The following is a 15,364-nucleotide window of genomic DNA, read 5'->3' as shown; positions in this document are numbered from 1 at the left end:
TTTGGTCCTACTATATAAAAAGGAGATTGATCTTATGATTAGGCTTACAAAGTTGAATAATGAAGAGTTTATTGTTAACTGTAATCAAATTCAATCCATAGAAATTATACCCGAATCCAAAGTAATATTAATGAACAAGGAATTTTTTGTTGTAAAAGAGAGTGCTGATGAAATTATTGATAAAGTAATAGAATTTAATGCTAGAATATGGGATAAACATAAATTAATTAAGGTAGAAACGTTATAACACGGAGGAAATTATGGATTTAACAACTTTATTGGGAATTGTGTCAGGAATATTACTGGTAGGTTATGGAATTGGTTTGGGGAATTTTGGTAACTTTTTGAGTGCATCAAGTATCGTAATGACATTAGGTGGTACTTTAGCGGCTATTACGGCATCTTTCCCTTTAAGTACGTTAAAGGGCGTGTTAAAACATCTTAAAATTGTAGTATCAGGAAGAAAATACAATCCAATAGATTACATAGACACTATAGCAGAATTTGCTCAGATTGCAAGGAAAAACGGCTTATTAGCACTAGAAGAAAAGGCAAATGAACAAAGTGATCCTTTTTTAAAGGACAGCATTTTACTTATCGTTGATGCCATAGATCCTGACAAAGTAAAACAAATGCTTGAAGATGATATGGCCTATTTAGATGCCAGACATCAAGAATCCACATCTATTTATGAAAAAGGTGCTGCTTTTGCTCCTGCATTTGGTATGATAGGTACATTGATAGGATTAATAAATATGTTAAAAGCTTTAAGTTTCAGTGATGGCAGCGGAAGTGATCAATTAGGCGAAGGTATGTCACTGGCGTTGATTACGACTTTTTATGGTACAATATTAGCCAACTTGTTTTTTGCACCTATAGCTAATAAATTAAAATTAAGACATGAAGAAGAAATGCTTTGCAAAGAGATTGTTGTAGAAGGAATTTTATCTATACAATCAGGTGAAAATCCTAAATTTATAAGAGAAAAGCTTATCTCCTTCTTACCTCAAAAGGAAAGAGCTTTAATTATGGATGAAGGAGGGGAAGAAGGATCAGGCAATAAAGCAAAAAAAGAGAAAAAACCGAAAAAAGAAAAAAAAGCAAAGGGTTAGGTTAATAAACGGATTAATATTATTATTTAAAGTAATAAAATAAGGTGGAAAATAATGCGAAAACAAAATAATAAACAAAAATCAGATGAATCATCTTCTTGGCTTAATACATATAGTGATATGGTTACTTTGCTGCTGTGTTTTTTTGTAATGTTATTTTCCATGTCAACAATTGATGCTGCAAAATGGGAAATGCTTGTAAAAAGTATGAATCCGGATGCGGATAAAGTTTCTCAGATAATAATGGAGGAAGAGCCTCCAAACGGCGAAAATGCCATTACATCAAGCGGAAGTGGGTTGCTTACTCAGAATAAAGAATTTGATGATATTTATAAACAGCTTAAAAAATATGTGGAAGATAATGATTTAGAATGTGATGTGGGTCTTGCAAAGGGTGATGATTTTACATTTATTGTTTTTAGAAATAATATCTTATTTGATGGTGATAGTTATATTTTGAAGCAAGAAGGAATAGGTGTATTAAATGTCCTTTGCGGAGGAATAGGAGAAGTAAAAGAAAAGGTTGGTCAAGTCCGTATTTTGGGTCATACAAATCAAGCGGATCCTAATAAACCAAATGAAGCTGAGGGAGATAGATTTCTCGCATCGAACAGGGCTACAACGGTACTTGTTTATATTCAGAAAAAAAATATTATAGAGCCTAAGAAGCTTGTCTCAATGGAATATGGTCAAAATTATCCCATTGCATCTTTTGTAACTCCGGAGGATCGTGCAAGAAACAGGCGTGTTGAGATATTAATTACTAAAAGTAATGCAGTAAGCATTACGCTGGAAGAAGTATATAAAACAATTGGTACCCCCATATTAGATGAATAGAAATATAAAATAGATTTCAAACAGGAGAGACATATATGAGCAATATACTAACCCAAAGTCAAATAGATGAATTACTCAACTCTGTAAAAGAAGGAGCAATGAACGAAGAACAGCTAGATGATGAGGTTTCATCAAAGAAAATAAGAAAATATGATTTTCATACTCCTAAAAAATATACAAAGGATAGATTAAAATTAATTTTCAGTATTTATGAAAATTATGCTAGAGTAATTTCATCATATTTAACGAGTTTATTGCGCTTAAATTTTAATGTTGAATTAATGGATGTTGAAGAACAAAGATATTATGAATTTAACAATGCGTTGAATGATGATGATCTGATTGCATTGGTAGATACTAAATTAAGCGACAGCGAGGAAAACGAACAAATTATGGTTCAGATTTCCAATCATACTATGTATACAATGATTGATAGAATGTTAGGTGGAGTAGGTGATTATGAAGAAGAAAGTGCAACTCATGGATTTACAGATATTGAATTATCTATTTATGAAGTACTTTTAAAGCATATTTTGCCTATTATGAAAGATGCTTGGCAAAATTATCTGGACCTTAACTTAGAATTTGCGAAGATTGAAAGCAATCCAAGATTAGTTCAGACTATAGGTTCAGATGAAATTGTTGTAATTGTAATATTAAGTATAGAGTTAAATGAAACAACGGGGCAAATAAATATTTGTTTGCCGGGGAGACTTCTTGACAACGTATTTACTTTCTTTGAAAAAATGCGGGAAGTAAATAACAAAAGAAAAACCTTCCAAGATGAAGCATCCCCAGAGGAAATTTTAAGCAGCATTAAAGATTCTACCTTGGAAATCACAGCGAAACTGGGAGAAGCACAAGTTTTAATGAAAGATATTTATCAGTTAAAAGCAGGAGATGTGATAAACTTAAAAAAACCTCAAGATTCAGATATTTATTTATATATTGAAAAAAAACCTTGGTTCCGGGGAAAAATGGGTACTCATAGAGGAAGTATGGCAGTAAAGATTAATGGATCAGTAAATAATCAGTAAAATAGCGGAGGAGATTTATGAACGAAGAAAAATATGCGGACCTATTTAGTCCAATGGAAATTGATGCAATAGGAGAAATTCTTAATATTAGTCTAGGCTCCTCTGCAACAGCTATGTCAGATATGCTGGACAGAAAGGTATTAATTACAACGCCCAATGTCAGTGTTGTATCCTTTGAAGACTTTGATTTTAAATCATTAGAGCCGGCTATTGGAGTAGAAATTACCTATGTGCAAGGTATGGAGGGCAGCAACATTATGCTGCTGAAACGTTCTGATGTAAAAAAGATTTTAGAAATTTTAATGAGCACAGAAATACCTGATGAGGAATTTACATTAGATGAATTAAGTTTGAGTGCAGTTTGTGAAGTAATGAATCAAATGATGGGAGCTTCGGCAACGGCGTTAGCGGATTTTATTGGAGAACCTGTAAATATTTCAACTCCTGTATCTTTTGAGATTAGTGATACAGAGAATTTTAAACAAAAATATTTTTCTACTGAAGAACCTATGATAGTAGTTAAATTTAATTTAGATATTGAAAGCAGTGTAAACAGTGAATTCATGACACTTATGTCAATAGATCTGGCAAAAAAACTCATTGGATCGGTTACCTCACTGCATGATGCAACTCTTGCAGAGACCAATTCTGAGCCTGAAATTGCAGAGAGTGCACCTGAAGAAATACCAAATACAGTAGGTAATGATTCAAAGTCTATGTCACAAGAAGAAATAATGGAATTGATGAAATCTATGGAAGCAGAAGCACAGGCCTCTAATGAGGGAGCGCCACAGCAAGCTTCACAACCTGCGTTGCAGCAAACTGACACACAGCAGGTATCAACACCACCACCTACACAAGCACCGTCGCCTGCAGCAGTACAACCTCAGGTTTCTGTGCAGCCTCAAATACCTGTGCAGCCTCAAGCTCCTGCAGCAGCACCTTCTCAACCTGCGGTGAATATGCAGCAGCAAGTATATAATGAGCAGCCTAGAATTATTAATGTTCAGCCACAGTATACGAACTTTGATGCAGATGGTAATCAGCTTACTAAGGAACAGGAATCAAATTTAGATTTGATTATGTCTGTCCCACTAGAGATTTCAGTGGAAATTGGAAGAACCCGTAAATTAGTTAAAGAAATTTTAGAATTTAATCAAGGCACACTGGTGGTTTTAGATAAGATGGCTGGTGAGCAGGTGGATTTATATGTTAACGGTCAATGTATTGCAAAGGGGGATGTTGTAGTAGTAGATGATTCATTTGGAGTAAAAATTACTGAGATAATCAAGAAATCAGATATGTTATTTAATAAGTAAAGAAAAATTTAGTAAAGAGAGGTAATTAAAATGGCAAAAATTTTGTTGGTTGATGATGCGGCATTTATGAGAATGATGTTAAAGGATACATTGTCAAAGAATGGTTATACAGATTTATATGAGGCAGCTGATGGTCTTCAGGCTGTTGAAAAATATAAAGAGGTGCAGCCTGATTTGGTTATTCTGGATATTACAATGCCTAATATGGATGGGTTGGAAGCACTGAAAACCATTAAATCAATAAATCCAAATTCAGTAGTAGTTATGTGTTCAGCTATGGGTCAGGAAGCTATGGTTATTGAAGCTATAAAATCAGGGGCAAAAGATTTTATAGTTAAACCTTTTAAACCTGACAGAATTATAAAAACTGTAACTTCTATCCTTGGATAAAGCTATGCAGTTAATTATTTAATAGAGGGTGATTATTATTTTTAAAGATATAACTCCTTTACTCTTAGCTATTGTGGCAATTATCGTCGTTATTTATTTAAGCTATTTATTTAGTAAATATGTTGCTTTGGGTGCATCAAAATTTAACTCGGCAAAACACATGAAAATTGTAGACAGATTGGCTTTGGGACAGGACAAATTACTTGTGATAGTACAAATAGGTCAAGATTATTTTTTGGCTAGTGTCACTTCCCAATCCATACAATTTATAAAAAAACTGAAAGAAGATGATTTAGTTGAAATCAGACAAAATCCAATGAATCAATTTCAAGCTAAGTCAGCATTTAAAAATATATTGCAAAAATATATGTCTAAAATCAAAAAATAGCCTGCTATAATTTTCTTTTCAAATTATAGCAGGTTAAAAGTTCTCAACTTCTTTAGTTGTATGAATTTATTTAACAGATAGAAAAACTTTTAAGGTTACTGATTATAAGAGGAATAAAGCTATGAATGATGCACTTGTTTCCATTAACGGGAATGGGGTACAGACGCTTGAAATATTGGCGTTACTTACAGTTATAACCCTATTGCCGTCTATATTGATTATGATGACCTCATTTACGAGGATTATCATTGTACTGTCACTTTTGAGAAATGCCCTTGGCTTGCAGCAGACACCGCCGAATACGGTGTTAATAGGTATAGCATTATTTTTAACATTGTTTATTATGTCACCGGTTATAACAGATATCAATGAAAATGCTTATCAGCCGTATAAAAATGAAGAAATAACCCAGCAGCAAGCTTTAGAAAAAGCAAGTGTACCTATAAAAGAATTCATGCTTAAGCAGACAAAGGTAGAGTCTTTAGAAGTATATTTGGACTTTGCAAAGATGGATAAACCAAAGAACTTAGAAGAAATACCTATACATATTATTATTCCTGCTTTTATGACAAGTGAGCTTAGCAGAGCTTTTGTAATGGGATTTTTATTGTTTATTCCATTTTTATTAATAGACATTATTGTTTCAAGTACACTCATGTCTATGGGAATGATAATGCTGCCTCCGGTGATGATTTCTCTGCCATTTAAGATACTATTGTTTGTAGTTATAAATGGATGGGAGTTACTTTTCACTACTTTGGTTAGTAGTTTTAATATGTGAGTTAAGGCGGTGAATAAAAATGACAGAAATGGAAGTACTTTCAGTCATGCAATCATCAATTCTGGTTGCAACTAAACTGGCTGCACCTATTTTACTTCTAAGTATGATTATAGGTTTGATTATTTCTATTATTCAGGCAGCGACACAAATAAATGAACAAACCATTACTTTTGTGCCTAAACTTTTTTTGATAGCACTGATTCTTTTATTGGCAGGATCATGGATGCTTCAAACAATGTCAGATTTTACAAAAGATATTTTTAGAATGATGCTGGGATAATAAGATATGTTTGGAATAGAAGATTGGATAATTTTTACATTAGTTTTAATGAGGATGGCAGGGTGTATTTTATTCAACCCTATTTTAGGCAGGAGAAACTTTCCCGCTATGTTTAAAATAGGACTTACATTGGTACTTTCTCTTGTAATATATACATACTCAGATATTTCAATTACAGAATTCAGTACTACGGTAGAATATATAATATTATTGTTAAAAGAATTCTTTATAGGTTATGTATTAGGCTTTATAGTAAGCCTTTTTGCTTATATAATAATATTTGGCGGTGAATTGATTGATTTACAGATGGGTATTGCAATGTCAAAGATATATGATCCTCAAAGTAATATATCCATGTCACTTACGGGTACATATTATAATATATTATTTACATTTCTATTCTTTGTGGGAAATGGTCATTTGACACTTATTAAGCTTTTTTTAAACTTGGGTGAGTTTATACCTTATGGAAAAGTTATAATTAATACAAAAGTGCCATCCCTTATATTAGATGTATTTTGTCAATGTACGGTACTTGCTGTTAAGCTTGCCATGCCAATTGTTGCAATAGAGTTTCTGCTTGAAATAGCCGTAGGTATTCTCATGAAGGCTATACCGCAGATAAATGTATTTGTAATAAATATTCAAGCAAAGCTTTTTATTGGTCTTATACTATTAGTTATATTATTTTCGCCTATGGTATCCTTTATGGAATATTTAATAGAATTACTCTTTGATTCTATGGAACAAATGGTAATTATTATGGGACAAGGGTGAGAATATAATAAAATGTAATAGGGGGGAATAGAGTTGGCAGATAGCGGATCAAAAACCGAAAAGGCCACGCCCAAAAAACGAAAAGATGAGAGAAAAAAGGGACATGCCTATTCCAGTAAAGATATTGTAAATGTGGCTTCCATTTTAGTTCTATATACATTACTAAAAATTATGTTCCCCTTTTCGTATAGCAGACTTTCAATATTTGTAGAAAAATATATGGGATATGCTTCTAGTGTAGACAGCATAACAGATGCTTTTTCCTTTCAAATATTAGTAGACTGCATTTGGGCTTTTGTTTATATTGCACTTCCTATTTCTCTTATAAGCATATTAGTTGCAGTTGTTGCCACAGGATTTCAGACAAAATTCCTGTTTTCAATGGAAAGCCTTAAACCTAAGTTCAATCGTATGAATCCCATAGAAGGATTTAAGAGATTATTGTCTTTAAAGAGTTTTGTAGAAGTGGTAAAAGGTTCAATAAAAATTGCTATTATTTGCGTTATAATATATAATTTTTTTAAGAGCAGAATTTATAATTTTTCTCAAAGCCCCTTTATGGATATATCTCAATCTGCTGCCTATTTATTAGAATCAGTTGTTGATTTAGTTTACCGCATAAGCATTATATTTGTTTTTGTTGCAGGTCTTGATTACCTTTATCAAAGATGGGATTATGAAAAACAGATAAAAATGTCAAAGCATGAAGTAAAAGAAGAATATAAACAGCTTGAAGGAGACCCTAAAATAAAGGGAAAAATAAAAGAGCAGCAAAGAAAATTTGCCATGTCAAGAATGATGCAGGAAGTTCCCACAGCTGATGTGGTTATTAAAAATCCAACCCATTTTGCCGTAGCGTTAAGATACGATATAGAAAAAGATAGGGCACCTGTAGTTGTGGCAAAGGGACAAGATGAGATGGCTTTGAGAATAATAAAAGTAGCAGAATCAAATGGAGTGGACGTTGTGGAAAATAAGCCGTTAGCGAGGGCTATTTTCTCTTCGTCAGAACTAAATATGGAAATACCTGCGGCATATTATGCAGCTGTTGCAGAAATTCTTGCTGTAATTTATGGTATGAAAAATAAAAGAGGATAAGCTATGTCAGATATATTAAAAGTAACGACTCCCTTACCGGGGCAGGAAACTTTAGGGAAAGCAAGACCCCTTTCACAAAATGAACCCAATATACAAAATATACCGGACCCTTCAAGAGTAACGAAACCCAATTCTCAAAATGTGTATAGTGACAGAGAACCGGGTAAATTTTCACCTAATCTGCAATCTAATTTTGATAAGTTTTTGCAGATGATAAAAAGCACACCGGGAATGACAGAAAGCTACAGCAAGATTTTTTTCTCAAGATTAGGCAGTATTGTCAATTCAGGTATGGGTGAGGGAATAGCAGATGAAATGGCAGCATATATGGATATGCTTAAAATGTCAGAACCTGAACTCCTAAATTTTGTAAAAAATACCCAGAGTACGGCAAACAAATTTAATGGAGTATTCTTTGATATGCTGAGATTTGTATTAAAGAATAGTACCTCAAGTGATTTGAAAGGTGCTGTCTCGGATTTTTTGAAAAAATATGACAGCTTGACAGGAGGAAACCATATATTAAACAATATGATTTCCAATTTAAAAAATATAAGTACAAGAATACCGCGGCAAGTATCAGTTGCATTAAATGCTTTAATTGATAAACTCGTAGTAGGAAATGAAAACGGAGAAATTAAAGAAAATCTTAATGTCTTAAAAGAAGAGATAATCCCTTATTTATCAAGATATATCTCACAAACCAAGGATTTTGGCCCTGCAAGAGATATAATAAATATGCTTGTTTTAAATTTGGCTAAATATGAAATGGGATCAAAGGAAACATTTTTAAAGTCATTCAAAACTTTAGTTGGTTTCAGTGAAATAAAAAGTCAACTGGAAGGCGTGCCCATTGCGGAGCTAGAACAGTTTTTATTATCCTCCAAAGGGAATAATTACGAAGGGAAAACGGAAATAGCAGATAAGCTTATCAGTATTATTACAAGGGGTATGGGTGGTGAAGCAGGTTATGAAAATAAACAGATTTTCCAAAATATATTAAGCTCTGCTTTAATAAACGAAAGTGTATATATGCCTCTTGTACACCTTATGATTCCTGCTGATATCAACGGAAAATTATTCTTTTCAGAGCTGTGGGTTGATCCTAACCATGAACAAGACAATGGCAGGGATAATGATACAGAATCAATAAAGATGCTTATAAAGTTTGATATTAAAAATCTGGGATATTTTGAAATGGTATTATTAGCAAAGGGAAATAGCTTATTTATGGAACTATATTACCCTGAAAAGCTGCAGTCAGCTGAAAAGGAAATAAGAGAAGAAATTACAAATATAGTAGAAAGCAATGACTTTTCTTTCAAAACCTTTTTCTTGGAAAAGTGTACAGAACCAAAGACCATATCAGAAGTATTTCCTAAAATATATGAGGGGAGGAATGTTGTAAATGTCACAATTTAGTTCAAGTAAGGCAGTAGCTTTAAAATATGATAGTAATGATACTTCTCCTGTTATAGTGGCTTCAGGTCTGGGACATATGGCAGAAAAGATGGTAGAAGTGGCAAATGAAAATAATGTTCCTGTATATGAGGACAACTCATTGACAACAGTGTTGTCACAGCTGGAATTAGGCTCAAATATACCGGAAAACCTTTATCAAGCCGTAGTAGATATTTATTTATATTTTTTAAAATATGTACCAAGTGAAGAAGATTTAAATAAAGATAAAAAAATCGAGGAGATAAAAGAAGTGGGTCTGCCTGACAATAAATAAAAGTGGGTGTGCCCACTTTTATTATTGTGTAGAAAATATTGATTTATAAAAAAATTTATTGTTTTATTGTTATCTATTTTATTAAGATAGCCATATGAGCTAAAGTATCACTCTCATTTTCTTCAAATTTATTAACTACTATATCAAATAAAAACTGCGAGTGTGTTAAAGTACGTGAGCAAAGAGTTGTGGCATAAATAAAATCATCGTCTGTGCTTTCATCAGTCAAATAACCCATAATGCTGAATTTTAGTAAATTATATATATTTGCGAAGAATATAAAATTTTGCCATATACTTTTATCTTTATTGAAAAAGGGCTGATTGTTATAAAAGAAATAAGTGACCATAATATTTTCCCATATATATTTTCTTCCTTTAAAAAATTCATCAAATCTTTTGGAAGCTTCCATATATTTGGATTCATCAAAGGATAATTCTTTTTCAAATTTTATTATAAACTCGTCAGTATCCACCTCTGGTTTTTCACCGGTAACGTTTTCCTTATTTTTAATAATTCCCAAGTTATTAAAAATATCATTTATAAATTTAGTCATATTTTGTTTAATATTTAAAAAGTCTAAAAAAGCAATGGCATTCATTGATTTAAAGTATGAATTTCCTTGAATATTTTCAAAACTTTTTAGCAAAGAGGAATCCTCCATCATAGTAGAAAACTTATTTAGAAAAGCAGGAATTTCATTTTCATTTTTACTTTTTTCCAGTTTATCTATGGATTGAAATGCCATACCCATGAGCAACATTCTATCCTCAAGTGAGAATCTTCTATTTTGTAAAATATCACATCCTAAAGTTTTTATATCCCAAGCGTAATTGAAAACAGGACGAGTTTCGGCATGAGATGAAGTAATAAGGTGATTTATATGGTCTAAATCCATATTAGAATAGTTTTTATCATAACTTTCAAAAGTAATACCGCCTTGAAGTTTCATAATAATTTTTAATACAGCCTCGCATCCTAAGGACAGATGTTGTTCAGACATATTGTCTTTAATAGAATTAATAGTGGTACATCTTGGAAAAGCTCGGCAGGTGTAGGGTAGAGACTTATGACCACAGGAGAGCTGCAGGGAACAAAATTTACCTTTTGTTAAAAGAGGGCATAGCTTATTTTCATCAAACTTTACAAAAGCATATTTCTTTTTTGTTTCTCCCTTTTTTATACGATAAAAGGTTTTAGATGTTAGTTCTTCCAATTCCTTAGGTTTTCGCAAATTTTTAATATGTGTATATTCATTTTTTGTTAGATATATATCCCATACTTGGCAACAAGTAAATTTACATTTATCACCCAGACAAGAAAAACTATCATAATATGAAGGCTTTAGCATTATAGTATCCATATAGAAAACTCCTTTTTAATAAGTCATGTAATTATAATAAAAAAAGTGGGATGACCCACTTTTTTTATTATATAAGATTTTATTATCTTAATAATTGTAATACACCCTGTGGAAGCTGATTAGCTTGAGCAAGCATACCTTGAGCTGCTTGAGTTAAGATGTTGTTTTTCGTAAAGTTCATCATTTCCTTTGCCATATCAACGTCTCTGATTCTGCTTTCAGCAGCAGTTAAGTTTTCAGATGTTACACCTAAGTTGTTAACGGTATGTTCCAAACGGTTCTGAACAGCACCAAGACCGGCTCTGTTGCTGGAAACAATATTTATAGCATTTTTAATCTTATCTATTGCAGCATTGGCAGCATCAGCTGAAGATACATCAAGACCCTTAATCCTCAATCCTGCTGTACTCATATCACCAACTTTTACACTAACCTTTTGGAAAGATTCTGCGCTGTCACCAACCTGAAGCTGTAAACCACCTTCAGTAGAAGCACCGGCTACATTGGAAGGACGGCCAAATTCAATAATAGTACCAGTTGAATCTGCTCTTACCTCTGCACCTGTAGCATTTTTAATCGCACTTATCATATTTGTAACATTAGCACTTGATACAGTAATATCATCTGTTGCTGTTCTAACAATATTTATATCGCTGTCAATTTTTTTAAGATCTTCATCTGTAACGCCATCACCTACAAATAAGAATCTTTCCCCTTTAACTTCAAAAATTGGAGCTTCATTTATCTTTGTAATATCATTTAATGCTCCAATATCTTTAAATTCTATAGAATCAAAAGCATCTTTACCTGCTGTAATAGCCACACCTGTTACTTCTTGCTCAACGTCGCCAGATGTTTTAATAGTGTGATTTAATGCAATATTAGTAACAACTGGTGCATCTGCTCCTTTTTCCTTTGAAGTAAAAGTAAGAGCATCACCAGTTTTCGTTACATCAAAATTATTAGCTATGTCGCCATTTTCTTGAAGTTCAGCTAAAACAGCATCTTGTAACTCACCTAATTGAGCACCAGAATCGGTGATATCATATTTTTTACCACTATCAGAGATAAGTTGTTTTTGATCTGAGCTAACAGTAAAATTAACACTTACATTTTGTTCTGTACCTGCAGCATCCTTAAATGTTAGAGAATAAGATACTGTATCACCTGCTTCCTGAGCAGTAGTAAGGTTTTTAAAATCATTTGTTTTACTGATTTGAGCAGTTGCATCAGTAAAACTAGAAGACAAATCGCTTTCTACTGAAAAACTAACAATGGATCCACCGGAAGTGCTACCCAATTTACCGTCTAGTAATGTAATTCCATTGAAGTTTGTGCTCTTAGCAATTCTGTCAATTTCATCGCTTAGAGATTTTACTTCGCTTTGGATTGCTTCACGGTCTACTTCATCTTTAAGAGTTCCGTTTGCTGATTTTGTAGCAAGCTCTGTCATACGGTTAAGCATTGAGTGTACTTCTGTTAATGCACCTTCAGCAGTCTGTACAAGGGAAATACCATCATTAGCATTTGCTTGTGCAGTTTCAAGACCTTTAATCTGAGCTCTCATCTTTTCGGAAATTGCAAGACCTGCGGCATCGTCGCCGGCTCTGTTGATTTTATAACCGGAAGATAACTTTTCTAAGTTTTTAGATACCATGCTATTGTTGCTTGTAAGTTGTCTGTGTGCGTTAACCGCAGCTAAATTATGTTGTATTCTCATTTTTCATTCCTCCTTGAATGTTTCATTTGAGCAATCCTTGCTCCTTTATAAATTATACTTATAAGTAAAATCATAAACACTATTCGTACGCTATAGTGTTATTTACCTTTCATTTAATATATCGTTAATTTATAAAAAAAAATAATAGTAAATATATAAATTTACTATTATTTTTTTTCTTTTTTTAATATATCTTTTAATGCTGTAATATTAGATAAATCTGACAGCAGGGATTCATGGTTAAGCTTCTGTGCTTCTTCCAGTTCTTTTCTCAGAATTTTAATCTCTTTTGGTGCATCTATGGAAATTTTAACTTTATCTCCTTTTATCTCTAAAAGAGTTATCTCAATATTATCTCCTATGGTGAAGGTTTCTCCTTGTTTCCTTGTTAAAATAAGCATAACACTATTCCTCCTTATTTGGTGTCATTATAGGATGACGAAGGGAATAAGTGCTATCTTCTAAGATAACTTGCTTTGCTAATTTTTTTTCAACGTTTAGAACTATAGGACATTTAAGATTAATAGTAGTATTTTTAAATTCGTCATGCACTACAGCTAAGGAATAATATATAAGAGATATATTATTATCAGCTTTAAGATCCTTTAAATCATATTTTGATAAAACAGGCTCATATGTGGAAACAATACTGTAAGGATTTATAATTACAAAGGCAAGATAAGGCTCATCTGCTGACTGTAAACATAAAATATCCTTATCAGAATCATCAAAAGCAAGGATAAAAAATGATTTATTGTTTTCAAAGCCAAAAAGACCATTAGGGAATATTAGCTTCTCATCTTCGTCTATTTCAATATTTCCAAAATATTTTGTATCTATATTCATAATTACCTCAGCTATGCTTTTATATCAATAGGTTCGTAATCAGGATCTGCACTTGGTGGTGCATAAATAGGGCCTCCTACATATTCAATAATAACTTTAGGATATTCTTTTACTATAAATTCAATGTTACCCGGAATAAATTCATAATTTCCTTGACCGATTTTCCAATCGAAATTTAATTTATCCATTTCATATTGAATACTTAAATCTCCGGGTTCCCAGCTGATATCTGCAGGATATTCGGGTATAAATCCAATATTAAAATCCGCGGGCTGAGACATTCTTGAGTCTGCTATTTGTCCTAAAGTATCTTGATTTAAATGAATATTTAACAGCATATTTCCCTCCTCTGCAAATTGTGCAGTTGCTTCATATGCAGCTGTGATTCCGTTCTCGCCAAATTGCCTTGAACTTGTTGCAGTGGAAGGTACAACGGAATTTCTTGCTTCAAAACTGTCCACGTTTAGTTTAATTGGTCTGCTTTTAATACTTAATCCTTTTTTCTCTCTGGAAATTTCTAATTCTGCCATACCTTGTGAACGTTGAATTTTACTTGGTGTTACTTTGAACTCTATAGAAATCGGAATTGTTTTGATTTCAATAAGCGGTTTCATTTTACAACCCTCCTTGTTGAATTATTTGATTATAAAGGAAAAATTTTATTTCATAAAATCTATAAATGAAACAGATAAAATATCCATCCCTGTTTTTAAAGCTGCACGATATGTCATATCCTGCATTTTAAAAGCTGATATTGCTTCTGCTAAATCTACAAATTCAGTGTTCTCGATTTTTTCATTTATATTATATTCATTATCTTCAAGTCTTTTTTCAGTGTAATCCAGAAATTTGGTATTACTTCCTAATTTGGTAATTCCAATTAGGAGATCTTTTCTTTGAACATCAAGTTTTTTACTTAATGGTTCTATATTTTCAGGTGAATAAGTTGGACTTTCAAGCATATCAGCGATTTCTCCAAGGTGTACAACTAAATTATTGGAATTTCCAGATGAATCGTGACCATATCCTAAAAAACTAATACCTGGCATTGCAGTATTATAAGCACTGTTGTTTTTTATAGTATTAGGATTATTTGGATCACTGCTATCAAAAGTCATTCCAAATCCCAAATCAATGTAGGTGTTTTCTTCTGCCATTTTTTTTAAGGTAGCCAGTTCTGTTGGATCTGTAGTGTTTACATTTATACCACGGAATGTAACAGCTCCTGTAGTTTTGTCTATGGCGAAAGGAGCTTCTTTTGTACTGCTTCCTCCGAAAATATATTGGTCATTAAATTGAGAATTGCAATTCATAATTATAGATTCTTGCATTTCACGAAGTTCTGCGGCAACGATTTTACGCTCATCAATACTATTAGTTCCATTTATAACTTTTAAAATATCTACATATGCAGTTTCTCCTATTTTGGAAATATTCATCATATTACTTTCTATCGAGTCAAATTTTGACTGAACATCTCTTAGGTTAGTCTGATAGTTTTCATTCTGGAGTATTTCTCTACGCAATTGTTGTGATTTTACTGATTCAGAAGGATTCTCAGAAGCTTTCGTAAACTTACGTCTGGTTGTAATTGTTTCATTTGCTTTGTTTAAATCACTGATAATAGTATTCAGTCTTCTGTTATATTGTCTCATCATAATTCCGCTTGTAATTCTCATTT

Annotated in this window: 19 protein-coding genes; 13 read left to right on the top strand and 6 right to left on the bottom strand. The window is 32.5% G+C overall.

Annotation, left to right across the window (positions count from 1 at the left end):
* The first annotated feature begins 34 nt into the window (after positions 1 to 34).
* The 13 genes from K292_RS0112870 (at position 35) to K292_RS0112810 (ending at position 9,754) form a co-directional block, all read left to right on the top strand.
* Positions 35 to 247: a flagellar FlbD family protein gene (locus K292_RS0112870; RefSeq protein ID WP_027400163.1), complete on the top strand. Its 213-nt coding sequence runs from the start codon at positions 35 to 37 to the stop codon at positions 245 to 247.
* 13 nt (positions 248 to 260) lie between these two features.
* A complete protein-coding gene (locus K292_RS0112865; protein WP_027400162.1) occupies positions 261 to 1,112 on the top strand; it encodes a motility protein A in 852 nt (283 codons plus the stop codon).
* 54 nt (positions 1,113 to 1,166) lie between these two features.
* Positions 1,167 to 1,949, top strand: coding sequence for an OmpA/MotB family protein (locus K292_RS17210; RefSeq protein WP_037373214.1), 783 nt, complete (start codon positions 1,167 to 1,169; stop codon positions 1,947 to 1,949).
* A gap of 35 nt (positions 1,950 to 1,984) precedes the next feature.
* Entirely contained in the window at positions 1,985 to 2,986 is a 1,002-nt protein-coding gene (gene fliM, locus K292_RS0112855; protein WP_027400161.1) for a flagellar motor switch protein FliM, read from the top strand.
* A gap of 17 nt (positions 2,987 to 3,003) precedes the next feature.
* Positions 3,004 to 4,305: a flagellar motor switch protein FliN gene (gene fliN / locus K292_RS0112850; RefSeq protein WP_027400160.1), complete on the top strand. Its 1,302-nt coding sequence runs from the start codon at positions 3,004 to 3,006 to the stop codon at positions 4,303 to 4,305.
* Between the two features lie 30 nt (positions 4,306 to 4,335).
* Positions 4,336 to 4,695 carry a response regulator gene (locus K292_RS0112845; RefSeq protein ID WP_027400159.1) on the top strand — a complete coding sequence of 120 codons (360 nt, stop codon included), beginning with the start codon at positions 4,336 to 4,338 and terminating at the stop codon, positions 4,693 to 4,695.
* Positions 4,696 to 4,723: 28 nt separating this feature from the next.
* Entirely contained in the window at positions 4,724 to 5,083 is a 360-nt protein-coding gene (locus K292_RS18980; RefSeq protein ID WP_051280736.1) for a FliO/MopB family protein, read from the top strand.
* Positions 5,084 to 5,204: 121 nt separating this feature from the next.
* Positions 5,205 to 5,864: a flagellar type III secretion system pore protein FliP gene (gene fliP, locus K292_RS0112835; protein ID WP_027400158.1), complete on the top strand. Its 660-nt coding sequence runs from the start codon at positions 5,205 to 5,207 to the stop codon at positions 5,862 to 5,864.
* Between the two features lie 19 nt (positions 5,865 to 5,883).
* Complete coding sequence (gene fliQ / locus K292_RS0112830) at positions 5,884 to 6,144, top strand: flagellar biosynthesis protein FliQ (protein WP_027400157.1); 261 nt, start codon at positions 5,884 to 5,886, stop codon at positions 6,142 to 6,144.
* A 6-nt stretch (positions 6,145 to 6,150) separates the two neighbouring features.
* Positions 6,151 to 6,921: a flagellar biosynthetic protein FliR gene (gene fliR / locus K292_RS0112825; RefSeq protein WP_027400156.1), complete on the top strand. Its 771-nt coding sequence runs from the start codon at positions 6,151 to 6,153 to the stop codon at positions 6,919 to 6,921.
* Positions 6,922 to 6,954: 33 nt separating this feature from the next.
* A complete protein-coding gene (gene flhB, locus K292_RS0112820; protein ID WP_027400155.1) occupies positions 6,955 to 8,019 on the top strand; it encodes a flagellar biosynthesis protein FlhB in 1,065 nt (354 codons plus the stop codon).
* 3 nt (positions 8,020 to 8,022) lie between these two features.
* The gene (locus tag K292_RS0112815) at positions 8,023 to 9,441 is read left to right on the top strand and encodes a hypothetical protein (RefSeq protein ID WP_027400154.1); all 1,419 of its coding nucleotides are present in this window, start codon (positions 8,023 to 8,025) and stop codon (positions 9,439 to 9,441) included.
* Entirely contained in the window at positions 9,428 to 9,754 is a 327-nt protein-coding gene (locus K292_RS0112810) for an EscU/YscU/HrcU family type III secretion system export apparatus switch protein (RefSeq protein ID WP_027400153.1), read from the top strand. Before K292_RS0112815 ends, K292_RS0112810 begins: the two co-directional genes overlap by 14 nt.
* A 73-nt stretch (positions 9,755 to 9,827) precedes the next feature.
* Here K292_RS0112810 and fliB read toward each other — a convergent pair whose 3' ends face one another.
* From fliB to flgL, 6 genes are all read right to left on the bottom strand, one after another.
* Entirely contained in the window at positions 9,828 to 11,117 is a 1,290-nt protein-coding gene (gene fliB / locus K292_RS0112805) for a flagellin lysine-N-methylase (RefSeq protein WP_027400152.1), read from the bottom strand.
* Positions 11,118 to 11,199: 82 nt separating this feature from the next.
* The gene (locus K292_RS0112800; RefSeq protein ID WP_027400151.1) at positions 11,200 to 12,837 is read right to left on the bottom strand and encodes a flagellin N-terminal helical domain-containing protein; all 1,638 of its coding nucleotides are present in this window, start codon (positions 12,835 to 12,837) and stop codon (positions 11,200 to 11,202) included.
* A gap of 167 nt (positions 12,838 to 13,004) precedes the next feature.
* A complete protein-coding gene (csrA, locus tag K292_RS0112795; protein WP_027400150.1) occupies positions 13,005 to 13,238 on the bottom strand; it encodes a carbon storage regulator CsrA in 234 nt (77 codons plus the stop codon).
* A gap of 4 nt (positions 13,239 to 13,242) precedes the next feature.
* On the bottom strand, positions 13,243 to 13,683 hold the full coding sequence (fliW, locus tag K292_RS0112790; protein ID WP_027400149.1) for a flagellar assembly protein FliW: 441 nt from the start codon (positions 13,681 to 13,683) through the stop codon (positions 13,243 to 13,245).
* A gap of 11 nt (positions 13,684 to 13,694) precedes the next feature.
* A complete protein-coding gene (locus tag K292_RS0112785; protein ID WP_027400148.1) occupies positions 13,695 to 14,297 on the bottom strand; it encodes a DUF6470 family protein in 603 nt (200 codons plus the stop codon).
* Positions 14,298 to 14,342: 45 nt separating this feature from the next.
* Entirely contained in the window at positions 14,343 to 15,362 is a 1,020-nt protein-coding gene (gene flgL / locus K292_RS0112780; RefSeq protein ID WP_027400147.1) for a flagellar hook-associated protein FlgL, read from the bottom strand.
* Positions 15,363 to 15,364 lie beyond the last annotated feature (2 nt).

Source organism: Anaerovorax odorimutans DSM 5092 (genome assembly GCF_000426305.1).
Classification (GTDB): domain Bacteria; phylum Bacillota; class Clostridia; order Peptostreptococcales; family Anaerovoracaceae; genus Anaerovorax; species Anaerovorax odorimutans.
Note: the sequence above shows the minus strand (reverse complement) of the source record. Positions and strands in the feature narration are given on the sequence as shown.